The sequence below is a fragment of the Actinoplanes sp. NPDC051537 genome, assembly GCF_055586105.1.
In genome coordinates this window covers 41708-62218 of the sequence record NZ_JBVJIU010000020.1, presented here as the reverse complement: position 1 = coordinate 62218, position 20511 = coordinate 41708, and the positions used below count along the sequence as shown (strand labels likewise).

Here is a 20511-nt window from a genome sequence, read left to right as displayed (position 1 = left end):
GAACACGCCCGAACACTACCTTGCGATCGGGCGTGGTGGAAAGTACGTGTGTCGAAGGGGGTTAGATACCTCGTCCCCGCTTGTGCAAGGCCGACAGCACGTTCTCCACCTTGACCGCGCCGGTCATGGCGGCGAGGGCGATCGCGGTGCGTGGTTCCTTCCAGTTCGCCCGCACCGCCTCCTTGCTGAACTGCCAGGCCTGGCTGCGGTTCCCGGTCGCCGCCGACCAGCACGCGAGCTGGCCGTAGACCCGGGCCGCGCCCGGCTTGCAGCCGCTGATCTCGGGGTGGCGTTGCATCATCCAGCGCAGCGAGGAGATCTTCGTGGCGTACTCGTAGGCGTAGTGCGAGCTCCGCCCCCAGAGCACCCGCACCAGGGGCTCGTCGAGATGCACGATCGGCCCGCGGCGGGCGGCCCGCAGCAGCAGGTCCCAGTCCTCGTTCTGGCTGCCCGGCGCGTCCTCGGCGACCAGGCCGATGGCGGCCGCGGTCAGCGAATCCCGGCGGATCAGGAACGACGACGAGTGCAGCATCGCCATCCGCGAGCGGGCCAGCTCGTCGACCGTCACCCGGGCCCGCCCGGCCAGCCGGGGTGTGCACTTGCCCTCGTACTCGACCTCGATCGCACACGTCGCGAACTCGGCGTCCGGCTCGGCCAGCAGCGCGGCCACCTGCCGGCGCAGCTTGTCCGGCCGCCACTGGTCGTCGTCGTCGCAGAACGCCACCAGCTCGGTGTCGAGCGCCAGGATGCCGGTGTTGCGGGCGCCGGCCAGCCCCGACGTACGCCAGTTGGTCAGCACCAGCACCTGCACGCCCTCGGTCGACGCCAGCAGGTAGTCGGGCTCGGTCTGGTCGTACACCACCAGGATCTTGGTTTCGCCCGGGTACTGCTGGTCCCGCACCGAGGCGATCGCCTTGCGGACGAGCTCGGGCCGGTTGCGGGTGGGAATGACGACGCCGACGGATGGCCAGTTCACAGCGAAACCTCCGGTGAGAGGGGGTAGCCGTAGGCCCGCAGCATCGGGGCGCAGACCGCCCCGACCAGGCGGCGCTGTCGCGGTGGCAGCGCCGAGACCCAGGCGTCGTCCCGGCGCAGCGAGATGCGGCCGACGGTGAAGCGCATCGGGTTGCCGGCCGCGCTGTGGCCGACCTTCAGATCGGCCTGGCCGGGACGCAGGAAGTCCAGCGAGGATGGCTCGAGGTCGACGCCGGCGAACGCCGCCAGGTCGGTCAGCGCCGCCCGCGGGTCGGCGACGAACTCCTCGTAGCGGACCCGGCGCACCGCCACGCCGCGGCGGGCGAGGAGGCTGAACGCCGCGTTGTGCGCGTTCCACAGCAACGCCGACCGGCCGGGGGAGTAGCGGGTCATCTCGGCGGCGCCGTCGGTCTCGGGCCGGGCGACCGTCTTGGTCCACGAGTACGCGACCCCGCGCGCGTCCCGCACCACGTGCACCACCCGCAGGTCGAGATCGCTCGACCAGCGCAGCACGTGGGCCAGCGCCGAGTGCTTGGACGAGTCGACCACGATCCGGGCGCCGGAGACCTCGGCCGCCGCCGCGTACACCCGGGAGTAGAACTCGGCGTACTCGTGCACCTCGTCGGGCGCCTCGACGGCCGTGGCCAGGCGCGGGATGTGCCGGGTGCGCTCGACCGCGTCGCGCAGGTGGTGCACCCGGTCGACGTCGACGTTGTGCCAGCCGCCGAAGGCCAGCGCGCCGACCCGCCGCCAGAAGACGCAGGCCGAGAACCGCGCGCCGCAGCCGCATCGCTCGTCGTCGCGCAGATCGCGCTGCCAGAGGTGGACGACCTCGCCGAGCGCGCACACGCCGGGAAGCTCGCCGAGCAGACGTTCGACGAGCGTTGTTCCGCTACGTCCTAATCCACCCAGAAATAACACCCGTGCCACTTTGGCCCACCTTCGCTCGTTTCGCTCCTATAACGAGCGAACTAGCGTGAAGGAGGCGTGAGGTGTCCATCGAGGCTTTCGACCGAGTCGACCTGGACGGGACGGGCATCGACCGGATCACCGAGGCCGAGGTGGTGGCCGTGGTTCGGGACGCGCTCGCCCACGGCCGGGGCGGCCGCATCATCACCCCGAACATCGACATCCTGCGGCGGGCGCAGACCGATCCCGAGGCGCGCGAGCACCTCGACGACGCCGACCTGATCGTGGCCGACGGCATGCCGCTCATCTGGGCGAGCCGGCTGGGCGGCACCCCGCTCCCCGAACGGGTGGCCGGCAGCAGCCTGATCTGGTCGCTGTCGGAGGGCCTCGGGCTGGACGGCCGGTCGATCTTCGTGGTCGGCGGCGCGCCCGAGAACGACGGCGCCACCCGGGCCGCCGACAAGCTCGGGGAGCGGTTCCCCACCCTCAAGATCGCCGGGACTCTCTGCCCGGACTTCGGCTTCGACGACGATCCCCGGACGTACGAGGAAATCTGCACCAAGGTGATCGACGCCGCTCCGGACCTGGTCTTCGTCGGTCTCGGCTTTCCCAAGCAGGAACGGATGATCACGCGGCTGCGGGCCGGCCTGCGCAAAAGCTGGTTCATCGGCTGCGGCGCGGCGGTCAACTTCGTGGCCGGGGACGTGGCCCGGGCGCCGCGGTGGATGCAGCGCACCGGGCTGGAGTGGGCGCACCGGCTCGGCGTCGAGCCGCGCCGGCTGGCCGGGCGCTACCTGCGGCACGATGCGCCGTACGCATTGCGCCTGCTCGCCCAGGCGCCGGTCCAGCGGGTACGCGCCAAGTAGCAGTACGAGCGTACTGTTAAGGCATGGAGTTCCTGGATCTGCATCACGTGCAGTTGCTGTGCCCGCCCGGCGGCGAGGAGGCGGCCCGCGCCTTCTACGCCGGCGTGCTGGGGATGACCGAGCTGGCCAAGCCGCCGGTGCTGGCGGCCCGGGGCGGCGCCTGGTTCCGGGGCGGCGCGTGGGAGGTGCACATCGCGCCGGTGGAGAGCTTCGTGCCCGAGCGGAAGGCGCATCCCGGCGTACTCGTGCAAGACCTTGATCTTCTGGCCGAGAAGCTCGAAGCCGCCGGCCACCCGGTCGAGTGGGATCCACACTTCCCGGGTCACCGGCGGCTCTACGCGCCGGACGCGCACGGCAACCGGCTCGAGTTCCTGGAAAAGATCAGGGATTGAAGTACGGATCCCGGGCCAGCGCGTGGAACGCCCGGAACGCGGCCTTGTCCCCGGTGAGCTGGAACTGCTTGGTCGGCCCGTTGCCCTCGGGGTCGCTCTCGAAGTAGGCGACCGCCTTGATCTGCGGGTTCGCCTTGAACGTGCGGGAGGCGTCCTTGAGCCACGCGGCGCGCCCGGCCGAGCCCCACGCCTTGGCCACCCCGAACTCGCCGATGACGATCGGCTTGGGGTGCTTCGCGGCCCATTGCAGGAACGGGCCCATGAGCTGCCCGATCGGCTGGAACGTCTCGCCGGCGTAGACGTCGACGCAGGTCCAGTCGACCTGGTCGTCGCCGGGGTAGAAGTCCGGCGCCTCGCCGCGGGTGAAGCCCTCGGCGGTCGGGCACCACACCCAGGAGACGTTGTCGGCGCCCTCCTGCCGGAAGATCGTGCGCACGTACTTCCAGGCCGCGATGTAGTCGGCCCCCGACCACATCGTGGGCCGCAGGTTGGGCCGATCCATCTCCCAGCGCATCCGCAGCAGCACCGGCGCGTGGATCTGCCGGATGGCCAGGGCCTGCTTGCGGATCAGCTCGTCGTGCTCGCCGTCCAGGATGGACCGGTTGTCGCCGGTGGCCCAGCTGACCATCAGGGTCGCGCCCTGGGCCAGGAACTCCTTGTCCGACTCGGTGCCGACCATCTGCTCGAAGCGGCGGTACGTGTTGATGATGCTGAGCCGCCGGCCCAGGTCGTTCTCGAGGCTGTCCACGGCGGCGAGCCGGCCCACGTGGGTCAGCTCGTCCGGCTTGATCCAGGCCCCGACGAGGGCGCCCTTCTCCGGGGCCCGCACCGGTCCGCTGGCGAACGGGCCGCGGTCGACGGCGACCGCGGCCGGCTTCTCCGACAAATCGGGCGGTGTGGACGGCGTCGTGTCCGGCTTGTCATGCGAGGTGCAGCCGGCCAGAAGCAGCGCGACCGCCGCGATGGCGGCGAGACCCTTACGCATGGATCCGCCGAGCCGTGTAGAGGACATTCACCGCATAACCGTCCGTCCCCGGGAGGCGGCGCACGGCGGCGTCGGCGGCCCGGGCGAGCGCGCTCCCGTGCAGCGACGGCGTGATCATCGAGAAGCCGCGCCGCTCGACGACCTCGAAGCCGTGCTTGGCGAGCATCTCGTCGACCTGCTCGTGGGAGAGCTCGGCGAACCAGCGGTCGGCGCGGTGCCGCCGGGCCCGCAGGTGACGCAGCGAGCCGGCGTTGCCGTGGTTCTCCACCACCAGCACGCCCGAGACCGGGTCGGGCAGCACCTTGGCGGCGAACGCCAGCGCCCGGTCGCGGATCTCCTCGTCCACGTTGAGCAGCAGCCGGAACATCGTCACGATCGCCGGATGGCCGGCCGCGACCGGCTCGGGGACCGGCCCGGCCGGCGCCACCTGGTGCCAGGTCGCGTGCGAGCCGACCTCGGCCGCCTTCGCCATCATCTCGGCCGACGTGTCGTAGCCGTGCGCCTCGCGGACCAGCCCGTGCAGCGTGCGGATGGCCCGGCCGGTGCCGCAGGCGAAGTCGTGCTGCACCGGCGCCCGGGGGCCGAACTCGCGGCGGACCAGCGTGCGCAGGTAGTCGCGCTGCCGCTGGTTGATCTGCGACGCGTAGCTGTCCGGCGCGTACGTGATGTTCTCGTACTTCTCGACCGCCGCGGCGTCCTGGAACACCTTGGTGTAATCCGTGGTCAACGGGTCCTCCTTGAGCTTGTGAATGCGTCCAGCGCGAGGGGACCGCGCAGCAGCCAGACCCCCGCCAGGAAGGCCGGTACCGCGACGGCGAGCCCCGCCGGTACTCCGATGACGGCCGGGAGCAGGCCGAAGCAGGCGAGCGAGAGCAGCGCGGCGGCGCGGGTGCCCCGGCCGAACGGGTGCAGTCCGACCGCGCGGCCCACCTGGATGAGCGGCAGCAGGTTGTTGGCGACCATCGCGCAGGCCAGCCCGATCGCCGCGCCGAGCGCCCCGAACCGCGGGATCAGCAGCACGTCGAGGCCGATCGTGACGGTCAGCGCGATCAGCACGTTGACCAGGTTCCACGAGGTGCGGCCGGCCATCGCGAGCACCATGTCGACCATGCCGCAGCCGGTTGCCACGAGCATGGCCGCCGCGAGAATTATCACGATATTTCGCCCGGCCGTGTAGCCCTCGCCGAAGAGGCGCAGGTACATCGGCGCCAGCTGCATCACGAGCAGGTTGATCGGCCAGGTGACCAGCACGAGCCAGCCGGTCGCCGTCTGGTACAGGTCGTTGGCCCGCTCACGGTCGCCGGTGGCCAGGGCCTCGGCCAGCCGCGGCTGCACCGACTGCGAGACGCCCTGGTTGGCGAACTGGATGAGCACGACGAACCGGCCGGCCACCGCGTAGACGGCGGCCGGCGCGAGACCGCCGAGCGCGGCCACCAGCAGCACGTCCACCCGTTGCAGCGCGAGCTGGGCGACGCTGGCCAGGGCGCGCGGCCCGGTGAAGCGCCAGAAGTCGCGGCGCATCCCGCGCCGATCGACCCGGCGGGTGGTCACCCCGGGCGGTTTGGCTTGGCGATAGACCTTCCGGAGCGCGTACGCCGCCAGCACCGTCACCGGCAGATAGGGGGCGGCCCAGGCCAGGGCGAACCACGGCAGCGAGCCCGCCGTCCACAGTGCCGCCACGCCCGCGGCCGCCACCAGCAGCAACTGCAGCGCGCTGCGGAGCACCCGGTCGAACAGCACGGTCGGCCGCATCGCCCGGTAGCCCCGGGTCGCCGTGAGCAGCGCGTCGGTCAGCGCCTGCAACGGCAGGAAGAGGGCCAGCACCCGCAGGCCCGCGGTGTGCGCGCCGACCACGCCGGCCGCCTCGTGCGCGGTGGTGCGGGCGATCGCCGGCGCGGCCAGCCACATGCCGGCCGCCAGCGCCAGCGACACCACGACCACCGGGGTGAGCCCGGTGCGCAGGCAGGCGCCGAGCAGGTCGGCCCGGCCGGTGGCGCGCAGCCGGGCCGGCCAGTAGACCAGCCCGGTCTGGGTGCCGAGCTTGGCCAGGCCGCCGCCGAGCACGAACGCCGCGGTGGCCGCGAAGAACGCGCCGGCCTGCTCGGTGCCGAGCGACCGGGCCACGATCCAGGTGACCGCCACGCCGGTGCCGCCGGCCAGCGCCGACCCGACCATGTTGGCCAGGCCGCCGCGGGCGACCGCCTTGTTCGCGGATTTCTCCAGCACATCGGTCATGTGCGGCGCCAGATCGGCATCCGGCCCAGCCAGCGGGACAGCGCGTCGTCGTGCGGCAGGTAGTAGTTGATCAGCTCCTGCCGCAGGCCGGGGTCCATATCGGACTGACGCGGGCGGGCGTTGTGCCGCTCGAACGGCGGCCGCTCGAGGTAGGTCGGCAGGCCCAGGAACTCGCAGACCTCGTCGTAGACGTCCTCGGGCTCGGTGAAGAACCGCTCGCTCTCCACCACGTGGATCCGCTCCCGGCCCACGTGCTGCGCCATCACGCTGAGGTAGCGGGCGTACTCGCCGCGGGCCCGGTACGCGTGATGCTGGTGGGCGAAGCTGTAGTACGACGGGTCCTCGGCCAGCCGCTCCTCCTGCCGGTGCAGCCGGGCCGCCTCCAGCGCGAGCGCCGCCCCGAAGTCCCGCTCGGTCTCGAAGCCGCGGGCCACCTCGTGGTGGTGCTGCGAGTAGGCCCGCTCGACCGGGTCGCGCACGAGCACGAGCAGGCGGGCCCCGGGCAGGTCGTGGGCGATCCGGGCGGCCGCCTGCGGGTGGTACATGTAGTACGGGCTCGACTCGAAGGTCTGTGCCGCCACCCCGTAGCGTTCGGTCACCTTGTCGGCGGTGCGGGTCAGCGGGAAATGCGCCTTGTACCAGGCGAGTCCCCGGTCGTACTGGGTGTCGAAGTAGTGCACGCCCTTGTGCAGCACGGCCTTGAGCACAACCGGGTGGGCGGCCAGGGCGCGGTACATCGAGGTCGTCCCGCAGCGCTGCCCGCCGCAGATCAGGAACGACGGGGTCATCCGGCCCGGTGCGGTCAGGCGGCCGTACGAGCGGGAGCCCAGGTGCACCACCCGCTTCATTCCGGCGGGCATGTTGCGTACGTCCATCATGGTCAGAGCTCCTCGACGCGGCGGATGAGCACCGGCAGCAGCCAGGTGCCGAGCACGCCCAGGCGGGCGCCGGCCTCGGCCTGGCGGTCGGTCAGGTAGCGGACGGCGAGGTCCACCAGGTAGAGCAGCGCGGTCGCCTCGCGCTCGTTCGCCGGCACCCCGAACGGCTGCAGCAACTCGCCGGCCCGCCGCACGGTCTGCTCGACGGCGTCCCGGGCGTCGCCGGTCGTCTGGATGCGGCGCTGGAGCTCGTGGTGCACGGCGTCGAAGCCCATCGGCACGCCGGTCGCGAACCGTTCCCAGTCCCAGACCAGCAGCGCGTCGGCGAGGTTCGCCATGTTCCAGGGCGCCCAGTCGCCGTGCCATGCCCCGAACCGGAACGTCGCGTCCCCGGCGTGCTTGACCAGCAGCTCGGCCGCCGAGCCCAGCCCGGCGCCCTCGGGCCGGTCGCTCACCGCGGCGATCCGGGCGCGCAGCTCGTGCCAGTACGGGCTGCCCTCCAGCCGCCCGTTCGTGAAGCCGCAACAACCGGCGATGTCGAGCATGGCCGCGATCAGCCGGCGCGGGGTCATCGGCGCCCGGGGCAGCCAGACCGGCAGCGCCGACTGGATCAGCACCTGGAGGCCGCGCCACTCGCCGGCGTGCAGCACGCGCGGCACGGTCAGCTTGGTCAGGCCGCTCGTCGCGAGCGCGGTCAGCGCCGCGGTCTCGGCCCGGACCAGCCGCTGCGTCAGCGGGCCGGTGCCGAGCTTGCCGAAACCGAACGTGTCGCCCTCGGGCCCGATCAGCTGCAGGACCGGCTTGCGATTGGCCCGGGCCGGTCCGATGTGCACACTCACCGCGAGCTCCCGGCCGAGCTGCTCGCTCAGATAGCCGTCGATGCTCGACGAGTACGGCCCGGTGACCCGCACCCGGTCGCGCAGCAGCACGGCCGACGCGCCGGTGCGGACGGCGGCGACCACGGCGCCACGCTTGAGCCGCGCGGCCCGGGACTGCGGCTCGGCGTACCGGCGGACGGCGGCCGCCGCCACCCGGCGCGACTCGGCCGGGACCAGCAGGCGGGGCCGGCGCGCGTCGGGGACGACCAGGTACTCGGCGATCGGGGTGCCGGGCGAGCCGTCGGTGCGGCACGGCCACGGGTAGAGGAGGTCGAGCACCTCGGTCAGGTACTGCGTGCGCAGCGCCGCGTCGCCGGCGGTCAGCTCGGCCGGCGCGGTCTTCACGGGACTCACGTGTCATTCCCCTCGAGTGAGTTGCGCCAGAGCAGCGCAACGGCCAGAACCATGAAGGCCAGCGGGGTGACCAGCGCGTTGTACCAGAGCATCGCCGAGAACGAGGTGACGAGCGCGGCGCTGGCGGCCACCCCGATCGCGCTTCGGTCGCGCCGGAACCGCCAGAGCGCGTACGCGAAGAAGCCGAGATAACCCACCGTGCCCACCGCGCCGTGCGCGTAGAGCAGTTGCCACAGCTGACCGTTGCCGCCGACGGTGAAGTTGCCGCAGCGCTCGCAGCCGGCGCTCTCGCCCACGGTGATCGAGTTGCGGCCGCCCGCGGTGTTCCGGGTGCCGCCGTAGCCGATCACCGGCGAGTCGGCGAAGCCCTCGATCGCGCGGTCGACCAGGAACGAGCGCACGCCGTTGGACTTGCCGTTGTCGAGCCGGGCGCTGACCACGCCGCCGAGCGGGGTGGTGGTCAGCGCGATGCCGAGCAGCGCCGCCACCACGGTCACCGCGCCGATGATCCACAGCTTGCCGGCCAGCACGTACCGGGCGGCGACGTAGACGACGAGCAGGCCGGCCCCGATCCACAGGCCCCGGTTGAGCGAGATCACGGCCGGGACGATCGAGATCAGCAGGCAGACGACGGCCCAGAAGCGGGTCGACCGCTTCTCGCTCTGCCAGGCCGCCACCAGGAGCCAGCCGGCGAGGAGGCAGAAGTTGTTGCCCCACGTGTTCGTGTAGCCCCAGGGTGCGGCCGGTCGCGGCTTGTCCCCGCCGACGATGTCCATGATCTGGGCCGCGTACGGGTGCACCAGCGACTGCACGAAGCCCTTGCTCCGTACGCCGTGCGGCAGCAGCATCTCGACCGGCGACGTGAACTGGAAGTTCCCCGCCACCATGCCGAGCAGGCCGCCGGCCACGGTCACCACGAACAGCCAGCCGAGGTACTTGACCAGCCGCTTCTTGGGCAGCTCGGCCTCGGTCAGGTTGCCGGCGTAGAGCAGCAGCACGGTCAGCGCCAGGTACATCACGAGCTTGTAGGAGACCGCGGGGAGCCGGCCGGTCCCGTGCTCGGCGATCGTGCCGGCCGGGTCGGCGCCGAGCGCGCCGATGCTGACCACCACCGCCACCAGGAACAGTGCCCACCAGCCGAAGCCGGGCGGCAGCCGCAGCACACGGCCGGCCGCGCGGCGGCGCAGCAGCAGGAAGACCATGGGTACGGCCATCACCGCGAAGATGAGCACGCCGAGCCCGAGCGCCCACCACAGCGGATAGAGCGCGAGGATGCTCGCCACCGGCCAGGCCGGCAGGGTCGTGGTCTTGCGCGCTCCGTGTGCGGGTCCGGCCGTCCGTCCGGTCTCCGCGATGGCCGGGGCTGCCGGGGTCACTTCCCGTCGCCGTCCTTGACCATCCCTGACATGTCGATCACGGCGGTGATCTCGCCGGCCGAGTCCGCGCTGCGGGGCCGCACCTGCGGCTTCTCGGCGGTCTTCTCGGACGCCGCGGCCTTGGCCGCCGCCTTCGCCTTGGCCGCCTTCTCCGCCGCCGACATCGTGTTGGTGGGGAAGCGCATCGGCTGGGTGAGATCGTTGTCCGTGACCGGGCCGTCCAGCGACGCGGCCGCCGGCCGGTCCTTCGCCGACAACGTGACCGCCGGGCCGGCCGCCTCGACCGCGCGCAGGTGCGAGAGCCGGGGCAGCACCACGGCGCCGAGCAGCGGGGTGCCGACGCGCTGCAACTGCTCGGCCGCGTCCAGCAGGGCCGGGCGGCGCGACTTGCGCAGCTCGACCGCGAGCAGGGCGGCGTCGGCGAGGCTGGCCAGGCTCTGGGCGTCGGCGCTGCTGCTGGTCGACGGGGCCTCGATCACCACGTACCCGCCCTGCCGGCGCAGCGCCTCGAGCGTGTCCTTGAGCCGCTGCGACTGCATGAGGCCGGCCGCGGTGGCGGCGCCGCCGGTGGTGATCACCCGCAGCGACGGGATGCGCGGGGTGCGCTGGAGCGCGCGGGCCAGGCCGACCCGGCCGGCCAGCAGGTCGGAGAGGCCCGGAACGGCCGACACGCCGAGCATGCGGGCCAGCGGCGCGGCGTCCACCACGCTGTCCGGCAGGTGGGCGCCGATCAGCACCACGTCGCTGCCGGTGCGGGCGAGGGCGGCGGCCAGGTTGGCGGCCACCAGGGTCGCGGCCGAACCGCGGCTCGCGCCGGTCACCACGATCACCTGGTCGCTCGGGCGGAGCGTCGCGAGGATCTCGTTGCGGAGGCGGTTGAAAACGCGACCACCGGCGCCGTACGGCTGAAGCACGTCATCGAAATGCGGCGTGGTGCGCTCGTCGAGGGCCGCCAGCACGTTGATCCGCCCGCGGTCGCGCACGTCGGCGGCCGAGCGCAGCCGCCGGTCGAACCGTTCCCGGGCGAAGGCCAGCGCCACGCCGATGAGCAGGCCGATCATGCCGCCGGTGGCCACATTGATCATGGCGTTGGGGCTGGTCGGGGTGTCCGGCAGCCGCGCGTCGCTGATGATGCTGCCGGCGCCGACGGTGGTCGTGGTCAGCTCGTTGAGCCGCCCGGTGAGCCCGTTGAGCTGGTTCTGCGAGTTGTTGCGCAGGCTCTGCAGGTTGCTCTCGTCCGGGCTGCCCTTGACCGCGCGGGCCAGCCGCGCGTTGATTCCGGTCAGCGTCGTGGTGAGCTGTTTGATCTTCGCGGTCAGCGTCTTGATCTGCTGGTCGAGGCCGCTCTGCGCGGTCTCCTCGCGGTTGCGCAGGTAGGCCTCGGCGAACGCGTGCGAGCCGGCCTGCGCGTCCTGCGGCGAGCCGGCCCGGAACGTGATCACCAGGACGGTGGTGTTCGCCGGCACCTCGACCGAGACGTCCTTGGCGAGGTCGATCGGCGAGCGCGGGGTCCGCAGCAGGGTGGCCGCCTTGGCCGCGACCGCGCCGGAGCCGACCAGCTGCGCCTCGGTGTCCAGGTTGACCGTGCCCTTGGTGCGGCCGCCCTGCGCGTTGGTGTCCTGGTCGAGAGACTGCACCAGAACGGCGGCGGACGACTCGTACACCTTGGGCATCGTGCTGGTCAGCGCCGCGCCCGCACCCAGACCCGCGCCCGTCGCGATCAGCGCGATCCACCAGTGGCGGCGGAAGATGCCGAGATAGTGCGAGACATCCGCGGGGCGAGAGGCTTCCATCGGTTCGGCGGCCCTTTCGGGGGTGGAGTGAGATCGGGCGTTTTGCCCCCAGGGGGGTAAACGGCCCACTCCCGCCGACGTGATGGGTTTACGTCAGTTTCGGCTCCACCCAGCCGTTCTCGACGAGGTACGCCAGCACGAGCTCGATCCCCTCCGGCACCGTGATCGTGGTGGTGTCGATCGCCAGCTCGGCGTCGGCCGGCTCCTCGTACGGGTCGTCGATGCCGGTCATGCCGCGCAGCTGACCGGCCCGCGCCCGGGCGTAGAGGCCCTTGCGGTCGCGCTGCTCGCAGACCTCGAGCGGCGTGTTCACGTGGACGAGCACGAAGCCGGCGCCCGCGTCCTGCGCCATCGCGCGCACGGCGGCGCGGGCCGACTCGTAGGGCGCGATCGGGCAGGCCACGGCCATGCCCCGATGCCGGCCCACCTCCGCCGCCACCCAGCCGATCCGGCGTACGTTGCGGTCGCGGTCGGCCTTGGAGAAGCCCAGCCCCGCGGAGAGCTCGCGCCGCACCACATCGCCGTCGAGCAGGGTGATCGTGCGCTCGCCGGACTCGCGCAACGAGTCGGCCAGGCCCCGCGCGATGGTCGACTTGCCCGAGCCGGAGAAGCCGGTGAAGAACACCACGAGACCCCGGTGCCGGCGCGGCGGCCGGGCGCGGACCAGCTCCTTGGCCACCGCCGGCGGCGTGTGCCACTCGGGCAGCGGGAAGCCGCGATCGAGAACGTCGTTGATCTCGTCGGGGGTCATCGCGAGCCGCCGGTTGCGCGGCGGGATGTCGTCGCGCCAGCGCCACTGGCCGTCGCGGTTGTCGTAGGCGAGCTCGCGCGGCACCAGCACCCGCGGTCCACCGCCGGAGAGCATCTCGCCGGTCGAGAGCACATGCGAGACGCCGTACGCCGCGGCCACCCGCGCCCGCAGCAGGGCATCGCGCATCTCGTCGCCGCGGTTGAGCAGCGGGACGGCGACGACGGTGGCCGGGGGCATGCGGTCGCGGGCCGCGAAGATCGCCCGGACCAGCGCCTCGGGCGGCAGGCCGTCGGGGCCGGGGCCGCTGACCGGGATGAGGATCAGCAGATGCGCGGCGAGCGTGCGGGCCGCATGGGCGATCTGCGCGAGCTGGGGCCGGTGCAGCGGGCGGTCGGCGATCACGCCGAGCACGCGCCCGGGCGGGAGCAGGGCCCGGACCTCGGCCGGGGTACGCCGGAGGCGCTGGAACGGGCCGTGGCCGCCGTCGCCCATCCGGCGGACGGTGCCGCCCACGCCGTACGTGCGCTCGCCCCTCGGCCAGGTGTCGGTGACCTCGAGCGCCGCGACCGGCGCGCCCTCGGGATCGGTCAGGATGATCGTGCGGTGCAGCGGGTCCTCGAGGACGAGGTCGCTCGCCAGCTCGGCCGGCACCTCGAGGGTCACCGGGACCGGCCACGGCGTGCCGTCGGCGAGCTGGCCGCGGCGGCGCAGCGCGTTCAGATCGGCGCGACCCAGAAAGCCGGTCAGCGGCGCGTAGGCGCCGGAGAGCAGGAGTTCGAGATCCGCGAGCTCGTGCGGGTGCGGCGTGTACGACGGCGCGTCGCGCAAGACGTCCTCGGGAAGCACCGAACCATTCACCTCTGCATCCCCCTGCGGCCGATTAGGGGACAGTTTGTCAGTCCCGCCGATTGCGGTCGAGACGGGTATCCGCTCCGCGCATTTGCCCGATTTTTCCCGCGTCGGGTATTGGACAAACCGGATCTTCGTCACAATACTGGCACCTCGTGAGTCGACGCCCGCGCCGCATGCGGCTTGTACACTTCGCCGCCGTCCCGACCGCCTTCGTGCTGTCCATCGTCACCACGCTCGCTTGGGCGTGGACCGGCGGAGTGGATCAGATCGGGCTGCCCGGTGACCCGACCGTGTCGCTGCCGGTTCTTGGCTCGCCGTCGCATCCGGCCCTCGGTGGGCCGCGATGGGTGGAGCCCCCGTCTCCGTCGCCGTCTTCTTCGTCGACCCTGCCGACGCCCGCGTCGGTTGCCCCGGCGCCCGCGGCCTATACCGACATCTCGCCGCGCATCGCGCTGCCGGCGGCGGCCGTCGCGCCACGCCGGGGCGCGTGTCGCACCGGGCGGAAGCTGATTCCGACCTGCAACGTGCTGTGGGGCGTGGCGCCGGGCGCGCACACCGAGAGCCGCGGGGCGTCGGCCCTCGCCGAGTTCGAGCGCAAGACCGGGCGTACGCAGGCCATCTACCACGCCTATCACGGCGGCACCCGGCAGCTGTTCCCGACGGAGCAGGAGATCGCGATCGCCCACCAGCGCGGCCGGCACCGCATCCTGTTCCTCAACTGGAAGCCCGAGTCGGCGTCCTGGGCCGCGATCGCCCACGGCGACAAGCGGACCGACGCGTTCCTCGACCGGCTCGCCGTGCACATCAAGAAGACGTTCCCCGAGCAGTTCTTCTTCGCCGTGCACCACGAGGGCGAGAACGACGTGCGACCCCGGGCCGGCTCCGGCTACACGGCCCGCGACTACGCGGCGATGTACCGGCATGTGATCAAGCGGCTGCGTGCGCGGGGCGTGAACAACATGGTCACGGTGCTGGTGCACATGGCGTACGTGCCGCACGCCACGCAGAGCTGGTTCAACGACATGTACCCGGGCGACGACGTCGTCGACTGGATCGGCTTCGACACGTACGCGTACAGCGACCCCGGCTACGGCCACGGCGACTTCGCTTCGGTGTTCAACCGCCGCATCGAGGGCAAGCGCGGCTGGCCCGGCTTCTACACCTGGGCGTGCATCCGTCACCCCGGCAAGCCGCTGATGATCGCCGAGTGGGGCGTCTGGAGCTCGAAACGCAACACCGCGTACAAGGTGGACTTCTACCGCGAGCTGGGCTCGGAGATCCGCCGGTTCCCGAAGGTCCGGGCGATGGTCCAGTTCGAGACCCCGCACAACCAAAAGGGCCAAGATTCCTCGGTGGACAGTACGCCCGCGGCGCTCCAGGCTTATCGCAGGCTGGGCAAGCTGCCGATCTTCCAGGTGGCCGTCACGCCCTAGGCTTGGACGCATGCCTCTGCTGGTGGCCGCCGGCGCCCTCTTCCGAGACGAGCGCAACCGCATCATGCTGGTGCGCCCGCACTACAAGCCGGAGTGGGACATTCCCGGCGGCATCGTGGAGGAGGGGGAGACTCCGTCGGAGGCGTGCGCCCGCGAGGTCTTGGAAGAGCTGGGCCTGACCATCAAGCCGGGCCCCGCCTTGGTCGTGGATTGGGCCCCCCACCCCACCCAGGGCGACAAGCTGCTGTTCGTCTTCGACGGCGGCGCCCTGACGCCCGCCCAGCTGTCCGCAATAGAGTTCACCGACGGCGAGATCCTGGAATGGGCGTACGTCGAGCCCGCGCGCCTCGACGATTACACCGGCCCCCGCTTGTCGAAGCGCCTGCGGGCCGCCATCCCCGGCGAGACGCGCTACTTGGAGAACGGCAACCCCTGACCGCTCGCCCCCACCGCACCCGCTGCCCGGTTTCCCGCATGCCGGCCGGCCCCTTCCGCATCGTGGTCGGCAGTCTCAGCTTGTGGCCGCCGCGTCCAGCATTCGGCCCGCCCGCTCGGAGAAAAGCGGCACACCGCCCATATCGCAGCTGGGTCGCGGCATCCGACGTAAGCGCTGAAGAGTTTGTGTTAGCTGCGCACACAATTTCTACAAGATTCGCCAGGCACGAAGCCGAGCCCAACCCAATCCCGCGCCCCGTCTCGCGCCGTCCCCGCGCCGCGTCCAAGCCCGTGCCCCGCGCTGCGCCCGCCCGCGCTGCGCCCGCCCCGCGCTGCGCCCGCCCCGCGCTGCGCCCGCCCCGCGCTGCGCCCGCCCAGCGCTGTGCCCGCGCCGCACCGTGCCCGCCCGCGCCGTGCCTGCGCCGCGCCGCCCTGTGCCCGCGCCGCGCCGTGCCCGCCCGCGCCGTGCCTGCGCCGCGCCGCCCCGAGCCGGAGCCGCGCCGCATCCCCGCGCATCACGGCGCAAAGAAAAGCCGGGGCGAGCGCGACCCCCACCGCGCCCACCCCGGCCAGCCCTCAACAACCCCTCAGCTGGTCTCGCCCGCCACGCTGAAGGAACCCAACCGGTTGATCGCGTAGACGGTCCCGCCCACGGCGAAGATCACGCTCATGACGATGGCCACCGGGAGCGACACCTTGCCCGGCAGCATGTCGGTCGGGGCGATCTTGTCGGCGATCGAGATGACGTACTGCTCGATGGACAGGACGCGGGTGCCGCTCACGAAGCGGCCCAGCAAGCCCTCCCACACCAGGATGTAGACCAGGCCGAGCAGCACCGGGCGGCGGGTCACCAGGCTCAGCAGCAGGAACAGCGCCGTGTAGGCCAGCGCTCCGACGGTGGCGGCCGCGGCCAGGGCCAGGCCGAAGCGGACGTTTGCCGCCAGGACGCCGGTGATGAACAGCGGGATCGCGGCGCCGAGGGCCGAGACGCCGGCCGCGACCAGGAGCTTGGCCAGGATGATGTCGCGGCGCGGCAGCGGCTTCGTGAGGATGTGGACGATCGTGCCGTCGTCGACCTCGGAGCCGAGCACGCCGGTGCCGACGATCAGGCTGGTCACGGGCAGGACCACGGCCAGGCCGAGGCCGACCACGACGGCCTGGCCCCACTGGGTGGGGTCGACGTCGTTGGCGCGGCAGATCAGCGCGAGCCCGATCAGCAGCACCGGCAGCGGGAGCAGCAGCAGCACCCGGCGGCGGCCGAAGAGGCCGCGGGCGGTGATGTAGGCGACCGTGGACATCATGCCTCCAGCAGGTAGGAGAAGACGCTCTCCAGGGACTCGTCGGACGGCAGCAGGCGCCGCAGCCGGATGCCCTCGCCGAGGGCGATGCGCGGCAGCGCGCGGGTGAAGCTGCCGTAGTCGGAGGCGCGCACGGTCAGCCCGCCCGCCTCGATCTCGACGCCGCTCACCGATTTCTCGCCGATCAGCGCGACCGCGAGCTTGCGGTCGTCGGAGCTCTGCACGGCGAAGACATGCGGCCGGTTGGTCATCAGCCGTCGGATGCGCCGGTAGTCGCCGGAGGCGGCGAGACGGCCGGCCACGATCACCTGGACCAGGCCGGAGAGCTGCTCGACCTCTTCCAGGATGTGCGAGCTGAACAGGATGGTGTGTCCGCGGTCGCCGAGCGAGTGCAGCAACTCCATCATGTGCATCCGCTGCCGCGGGTCCATGCCGTTGAACGGCTCGTCGAGCAGCAACACCTGCGGATCGTGCACGAGCGCGGCGGCCACCCGGGTGCGCTGGCGCATGCCCTTCGAGAACGTCTCGATCCGCCGGTCCTGCGCGTCGGTCATCTCCACCAGCGTGAGCGCGCGGTTCGCGGCCGCCGCCGGGTCGGGGAGCTTCTGCATCTTGGCGCACGCCTCGACGAACTGCCGGGCGGTGAGGAAGCCGTGCACCGCCTCGCGCTCGGCGACCAGGCCGAGCTCGCGGTAGATGCCGGGGTTGCGCCAGGTCGGCGCGCCGTCGATGGTCACCGTGCCGCGCGAGGGCGACAGGAAGCCGGCCATCATGTGCAGCACCGTGGTCTTGCCGGCGCCGTTCGGCCCGAGCAGGCCGGTCACCCCGGGGTTCAGGGTCATGCTGATGTCGTTGACCGCGACCACGTTGCCGTACCAGCGGGAGACGTTCTGCAGTTCGACGATGCTCACAGTGAGGCCACCTTCCGGTAGCGGGCCAGCAACAGCAGCAGGCAGACGGCGATCAGGCAGAGCGCCTCGATGCCGTAGATCGGGCCGAGGTTGCCGATGTCGAGGCCGAGGTCGTTGCGGTCGCGCAGCCAGATCTCGACGCCGTTGATCAGGGAGATCGGGCTGGCCAGGCCGGCCAGGTTCTGCGCCGTCTGGGACGGCAGCAGGCTGATCACGCCGACGACCGGCACGGTCATCAGCACGAAGGCAACGATGCCGCCGGCCGCGAACGCGCGCTTGCCGGTCAGCGAGGCGATCAGCAGGCTGATGCTCGCGAAGACGACCGCCCACAGCAGCGAGTAGCCCCAGCCGGGGATCAGCAGCCCGAGCTCGTGCCAGACGCCCTTCATCCCGGTTTTCGAGGTGAAGGCCCCGGTCAAGAACATCACGAATTGAGGTACGCCGAGAAGCAGCCACAATGCCGTGACCAGCGCCGCCACCTTGGCCGTCACATAGTCGGCCGCGCGCAGGGGCCGGCTGAAGTAGAGCGGCAGCACGCCGGAGCGCATGTCCCGTGAGACCAGCTCGGGCGCCACGATCGCGGCGAAGAAGATGATCAGCAGGCTCATGTTGTTGTCGAGCATGTAGTAGTCGAACAGCCACGTGCCGGTCTGCGAGCGGACGCCCGCGTTGATCACGGCGACGAGCATGATGAGGCCGGCCACGCCCCACGGGAAGATCTTGGATTTGGCCGAGCGACCGAACCCGAACGAGGCCCGCAGCCCGTGCACGTAGAGCGCGCTGAGCAGGGCGCCCCGGCCCAGGCGCGGGCCCTCGTAGCGTTGGTATCCGATGTCGTGGATGACTCCGGCCTCAGACATCGGCGGTCTCCTTCGTGGTGAAGAGCTCGGCCACGCGGTGACGTCGCTGGTCGAGCCGGTGCAGCGGGAGGTCGAGCTCGGCCACGGCCCGCAGGATCTGGTCGTACGAGCTGTCGGAGTCGAGCGGGACCAGCAGTTGCCGCCCCTCGGGGGTGACCTTGAGGCCGAGGTCGCGGAGCACCGCGGCCAGCTCCTCGGTGCCCTCGCTGACCTCGACCGCGAGCACGTCGGAGGCCGCGGTCATGGCCGAGATGCGGTCGGCCCGCAGCAGGCGGCCGGCCTCGATCGCGATGAGCGAGTCGCAGATGCGCTCGACCTCGCCGAGCAGGTGCGAGCAGACGACCACGGAGATGCCGAACTCGTTGCCGATGCGGTGCACGAGCGTCAGCATCGCGTCGCGCCCGGCCGGGTCGAGGCCGTTGGTCGGCTCGTCGAGCAGCAGCAGGTCGGGGTCGTGCACGAGGGCCTGGGCCAGCTTGACCCGCTGTTTCATGCCTGTCGAGTAGCCGCCGATCTGCCGGTAGCGCTCCTCGTAGAGGCCGACGTGCCGCAGCGCCTCGGAGGCGCGCTCGCGGGCGGCGGTCTTGGGCAGCCCGCTGAGCCGGCCCATGTGGGTCACGAACTCGGAGGCGGACACGTCGGGCGGGAGGCAGTCGTTCTCCGGCATGTAGCCGACCCGCGTCCGCACCTTGTCGGTGTCGGTCACCGGGTCGAGCCCGAAGACGCTCAACGAACCGGAGGTGGGCGCCAGCAGCCCGAGCATGATCTTGATAAAGGTGCTCTTACCGGCGCCGTTGGCGCCGACGAGCCCGATGACGCCCGCGTCGACCTCGACGGTCAGGTCGGACAAAGCCGTCACCCGGCCGCCGTACGTCTTCGTCAGCGCCTGAGTCGCGATGATGGTCACGGGCACAGCCTAAGAACCGGTCGCACCTTCGCGGATCCGGAGAATCCCTGAGAGACCCTCGGGGGTTTCTCAGCTCAGTCTCAGCAAAAGGCTCAGCGGGCCCTCAGGCGAGCCCGGATCAGCTTCCCCGAGGCGGTGAGCACGCCCGTCCCGGCGAAGGTCGAGCCCTTGCAGGTGCCCGGCCGGAGCGCGGCGCTCGACTCGTCGATGTCGGAGAACGTCCAGTTCGCGTAGCTGATCTTCAGCCGGTCGAGCAGGTCGAGCCAGGTATTGGTGCTCCCGGCGTCGAACGTCCCGCCGCCGGTGAAGGTCACGGTGCCGAACTCGGTCACGAACATCGGCAGCTCGGCCGCGGCCTTGGTCAGCTCGGCGCGGTAGTTCTCCTTGTGCGACGCCGCGTAGAAGTGGAACGCGTACATCACGTTCGGCAGGTTCAGCGGATCGGCGATGGTCTCGGCCGCGCCCGACCCCTCGGCGATGCCCAGCGAGGAGAAGCCGCGCGTCCCGACGATGACGACCGCATCCGGGTCCTGCTGCCGAATAACCGGAATGACCTTTTGCGCGTACGCCTTGATGGCCGCCCAGCTGACGCCGTTGGGCTCGTTCGCGATCTCGTAGAGCACGTTCCGCTTGGCCGCGTTCCGTTTCGCGACCGAGGCGAAGAACGTCTTGGCCCGCTCGAGGTTGAACGCCGGGTCGCCGGGATTGAGCACGTGGAAGTCGATCAGCGCGTACATGCCCCGCGCCGACGCCTTGTCGACCAGCGAGTTCACCTTGGCGGTGAAGCCGGCCGGATCGGTCTCGAAGCCGCCCTCCTGCACGTACATGGCGATCCGCAGCAGGTCGGCGTGCCAGTCGTGGGCGATCGCGTCGAGCGAGGCGTCGGTGTAGCAGTCCGGCGCGAACTGGAGGCCGTGCGTGCTGACCCCGCGCAGCTGAACCGGCCGGCCGGCCTGGTTGCAGAGATGGACCCCGCAGACGCGCAGCTTCCCGTTGATCGCGACCGGCGTGGACGAAGCGCTCACGGAAGGCGACGCTAGCCCCTTACCCGAAATTCCGGAAATGTCGGACGAAGGGTGGGGGGCAGCGGCGGTGGGGCTGGAGGCGCTCGCCGGGTCAGCGGCGCTCAGTGGATCGGCGGCGCTGAGAGGATCGGCGGCGCTGAGAGGATCGGCGGCGTTCAGGGGATCGGCGGCGCTCAAGGGATCGGCGCCGCCCACGGGACTGGTCGTACTGGCGGAACTGAACGTGGTGACCGACAGCGCCACCACCGTGGCCGCGGAGATCGCCACGACGGTCGCCGCCGAGGCCGCCACGAGCTTCCATCTGGACATAGCCGGCGCTCCAGGGGCAGGGGAGCGTGGGAGCGCTCCCGAGGCAGGTGCCCCTCAATACGCAAGCGACGGTGAAGCGGATCAAAAAG

Annotated in this window: 19 protein-coding genes; 4 read left to right on the top strand and 15 right to left on the bottom strand. The window is 71.6% G+C overall.

Annotation, left to right across the window (positions count from 1 at the left end; genetic code table 11):
* Positions 1-61: 61 nt before the first annotated feature.
* Entirely contained in the window at positions 62-976 is a 915-nt protein-coding gene (locus tag ACZ6TB_RS38755; protein WP_465563536.1) for a glycosyltransferase family 2 protein, read from the bottom strand.
* Positions 973-1905: a sulfotransferase gene (locus ACZ6TB_RS38750; protein WP_465563533.1), complete on the bottom strand. Its 933-nt coding sequence runs from the start codon at positions 1903-1905 to the stop codon at positions 973-975. The genes ACZ6TB_RS38755 and ACZ6TB_RS38750 overlap by 4 nt, the downstream gene beginning before the upstream one ends.
* A gap of 62 nt (positions 1906-1967) precedes the next feature.
* Between ACZ6TB_RS38750 and ACZ6TB_RS38745 the strand changes: the two genes are divergently transcribed.
* Together ACZ6TB_RS38745 and ACZ6TB_RS38740 are read left to right on the top strand one after the other, a co-directional pair.
* The gene (locus ACZ6TB_RS38745) at positions 1968-2750 is read left to right on the top strand and encodes a WecB/TagA/CpsF family glycosyltransferase (RefSeq protein ID WP_465563530.1); all 783 of its coding nucleotides are present in this window, start codon (positions 1968-1970) and stop codon (positions 2748-2750) included.
* A gap of 23 nt (positions 2751-2773) precedes the next feature.
* A complete protein-coding gene (locus tag ACZ6TB_RS38740) occupies positions 2774-3142 on the top strand; it encodes a VOC family protein (RefSeq protein ID WP_465563528.1) in 369 nt (122 codons plus the stop codon).
* Here ACZ6TB_RS38740 and ACZ6TB_RS38735 read toward each other — a convergent pair.
* The 8 genes from ACZ6TB_RS38735 to cysC all read right to left on the bottom strand — a co-directional run bounded on the left by ACZ6TB_RS38735 (position 3132) and on the right by cysC (position 13250).
* Positions 3132-4127, bottom strand: coding sequence for a glycoside hydrolase family 26 protein (locus ACZ6TB_RS38735; RefSeq protein ID WP_465563525.1), 996 nt, complete (start codon positions 4125-4127; stop codon positions 3132-3134). The genes ACZ6TB_RS38740 and ACZ6TB_RS38735 overlap by 11 nt on opposite strands.
* The gene (locus ACZ6TB_RS38730; protein WP_465563522.1) at positions 4120-4854 is read right to left on the bottom strand and encodes a methyltransferase domain-containing protein; all 735 of its coding nucleotides are present in this window, start codon (positions 4852-4854) and stop codon (positions 4120-4122) included. Before ACZ6TB_RS38730 ends, ACZ6TB_RS38735 begins: the two co-directional genes overlap by 8 nt.
* Positions 4851-6362, bottom strand: coding sequence for a lipopolysaccharide biosynthesis protein (locus ACZ6TB_RS38725; protein WP_465563519.1), 1512 nt, complete (start codon positions 6360-6362; stop codon positions 4851-4853). Before ACZ6TB_RS38725 ends, ACZ6TB_RS38730 begins: the two co-directional genes overlap by 4 nt.
* Positions 6359-7237: a sulfotransferase family protein gene (locus ACZ6TB_RS38720; RefSeq protein WP_465563831.1), complete on the bottom strand. Its 879-nt coding sequence runs from the start codon at positions 7235-7237 to the stop codon at positions 6359-6361. The genes ACZ6TB_RS38725 and ACZ6TB_RS38720 overlap by 4 nt, the downstream gene beginning before the upstream one ends.
* A 5-nt stretch (positions 7238-7242) precedes the next feature.
* A complete protein-coding gene (locus tag ACZ6TB_RS38715) occupies positions 7243-8472 on the bottom strand; it encodes a hypothetical protein (protein WP_465563516.1) in 1230 nt (409 codons plus the stop codon).
* The gene (locus ACZ6TB_RS38710; protein ID WP_465563513.1) at positions 8469-9848 is read right to left on the bottom strand and encodes an O-antigen ligase family protein; all 1380 of its coding nucleotides are present in this window, start codon (positions 9846-9848) and stop codon (positions 8469-8471) included. The genes ACZ6TB_RS38715 and ACZ6TB_RS38710 overlap by 4 nt, the downstream gene beginning before the upstream one ends.
* Entirely contained in the window at positions 9845-11641 is a 1797-nt protein-coding gene (locus ACZ6TB_RS38705; protein WP_465563510.1) for a Wzz/FepE/Etk N-terminal domain-containing protein, read from the bottom strand. Before ACZ6TB_RS38705 ends, ACZ6TB_RS38710 begins: the two co-directional genes overlap by 4 nt.
* Positions 11642-11729: 88 nt before the next feature.
* Positions 11730-13250, bottom strand: a complete 1521-nt coding sequence (gene cysC / locus ACZ6TB_RS38700; protein WP_465563507.1) for an adenylyl-sulfate kinase — start codon at positions 13248-13250, stop codon at positions 11730-11732.
* A 167-nt stretch (positions 13251-13417) separates the two neighbouring features.
* Here cysC and ACZ6TB_RS38695 point away from each other — a divergent pair, with 167 nt between their 5' ends.
* Together ACZ6TB_RS38695 and ACZ6TB_RS38690 are read left to right on the top strand one after the other, a co-directional pair.
* Positions 13418-14677 carry a glycosyl hydrolase gene (locus ACZ6TB_RS38695; protein WP_465563505.1) on the top strand — a complete coding sequence of 420 codons (1260 nt, stop codon included), beginning with the start codon at positions 13418-13420 and terminating at the stop codon, positions 14675-14677.
* A gap of 10 nt (positions 14678-14687) precedes the next feature.
* Positions 14688-15113, top strand: a complete 426-nt coding sequence (locus tag ACZ6TB_RS38690) for an NUDIX domain-containing protein (protein WP_465563503.1) — start codon at positions 14688-14690, stop codon at positions 15111-15113.
* A 586-nt stretch (positions 15114-15699) separates the two neighbouring features.
* On the opposite strand, the gene ACZ6TB_RS38685 is transcribed toward ACZ6TB_RS38690, so the two are convergent.
* From ACZ6TB_RS38685 to ACZ6TB_RS38665, 5 genes are all read right to left on the bottom strand, one after another.
* Positions 15700-16410 carry an ABC transporter permease gene (locus ACZ6TB_RS38685; protein WP_465563828.1) on the bottom strand — a complete coding sequence of 237 codons (711 nt, stop codon included), beginning with the start codon at positions 16408-16410 and terminating at the stop codon, positions 15700-15702.
* Positions 16410-17321, bottom strand: a complete 912-nt coding sequence (locus ACZ6TB_RS38680) for an ABC transporter ATP-binding protein (protein WP_465563500.1) — start codon at positions 17319-17321, stop codon at positions 16410-16412. Before ACZ6TB_RS38680 ends, ACZ6TB_RS38685 begins: the two co-directional genes overlap by 1 nt.
* Positions 17318-18181 (bottom strand): ABC transporter permease, encoded by an 864-nt coding sequence (locus ACZ6TB_RS38675; RefSeq protein ID WP_465563497.1) that lies wholly within the window; start codon positions 18179-18181, stop codon positions 17318-17320. Before ACZ6TB_RS38675 ends, ACZ6TB_RS38680 begins: the two co-directional genes overlap by 4 nt.
* Positions 18174-19088 carry an ABC transporter ATP-binding protein gene (locus ACZ6TB_RS38670; protein WP_465563494.1) on the bottom strand — a complete coding sequence of 305 codons (915 nt, stop codon included), beginning with the start codon at positions 19086-19088 and terminating at the stop codon, positions 18174-18176. Before ACZ6TB_RS38670 ends, ACZ6TB_RS38675 begins: the two co-directional genes overlap by 8 nt.
* Positions 19089-19180: 92 nt before the next feature.
* Entirely contained in the window at positions 19181-20113 is a 933-nt protein-coding gene (locus ACZ6TB_RS38665) for a glycoside hydrolase family 5 protein (protein ID WP_465563491.1), read from the bottom strand.
* Between the last annotated feature and the right edge of the window lie 398 nt (positions 20114-20511).

Excerpts from the sequence above, each read along its gene's own strand:
- ACZ6TB_RS38740 (WP_465563528.1), top strand. The coding sequence starts at position 2,774 with ATGGAGTTCCTGGATCTGCATCACGTGCAGTTGCTGTGCCCGCCCGGC.
- ACZ6TB_RS38735 (WP_465563525.1), bottom strand. The coding sequence starts at position 4,127 with ATGCGTAAGGGTCTCGCCGCCATCGCGGCGGTCGCGCTGCTTCTGGCC.
- ACZ6TB_RS38725 (WP_465563519.1), bottom strand. The coding sequence starts at position 6,362 with ATGACCGATGTGCTGGAGAAATCCGCGAACAAGGCGGTCGCCCGCGGC.
- ACZ6TB_RS38720 (WP_465563831.1), bottom strand. The coding sequence starts at position 7,237 with ATGGACGTACGCAACATGCCCGCCGGAATGAAGCGGGTGGTGCACCTG.
- ACZ6TB_RS38705 (WP_465563510.1), bottom strand. The coding sequence starts at position 11,641 with ATGGAAGCCTCTCGCCCCGCGGATGTCTCGCACTATCTCGGCATCTTC.
- ACZ6TB_RS38695 (WP_465563505.1), top strand. The coding sequence starts at position 13,418 with ATGCGGCTTGTACACTTCGCCGCCGTCCCGACCGCCTTCGTGCTGTCC.
- ACZ6TB_RS38690 (WP_465563503.1), top strand. The coding sequence starts at position 14,688 with ATGCCTCTGCTGGTGGCCGCCGGCGCCCTCTTCCGAGACGAGCGCAAC.
- ACZ6TB_RS38685 (WP_465563828.1), bottom strand. The coding sequence starts at position 16,410 with ATGTCCACGGTCGCCTACATCACCGCCCGCGGCCTCTTCGGCCGCCGC.
- ACZ6TB_RS38675 (WP_465563497.1), bottom strand. The coding sequence starts at position 18,181 with ATGTCTGAGGCCGGAGTCATCCACGACATCGGATACCAACGCTACGAG.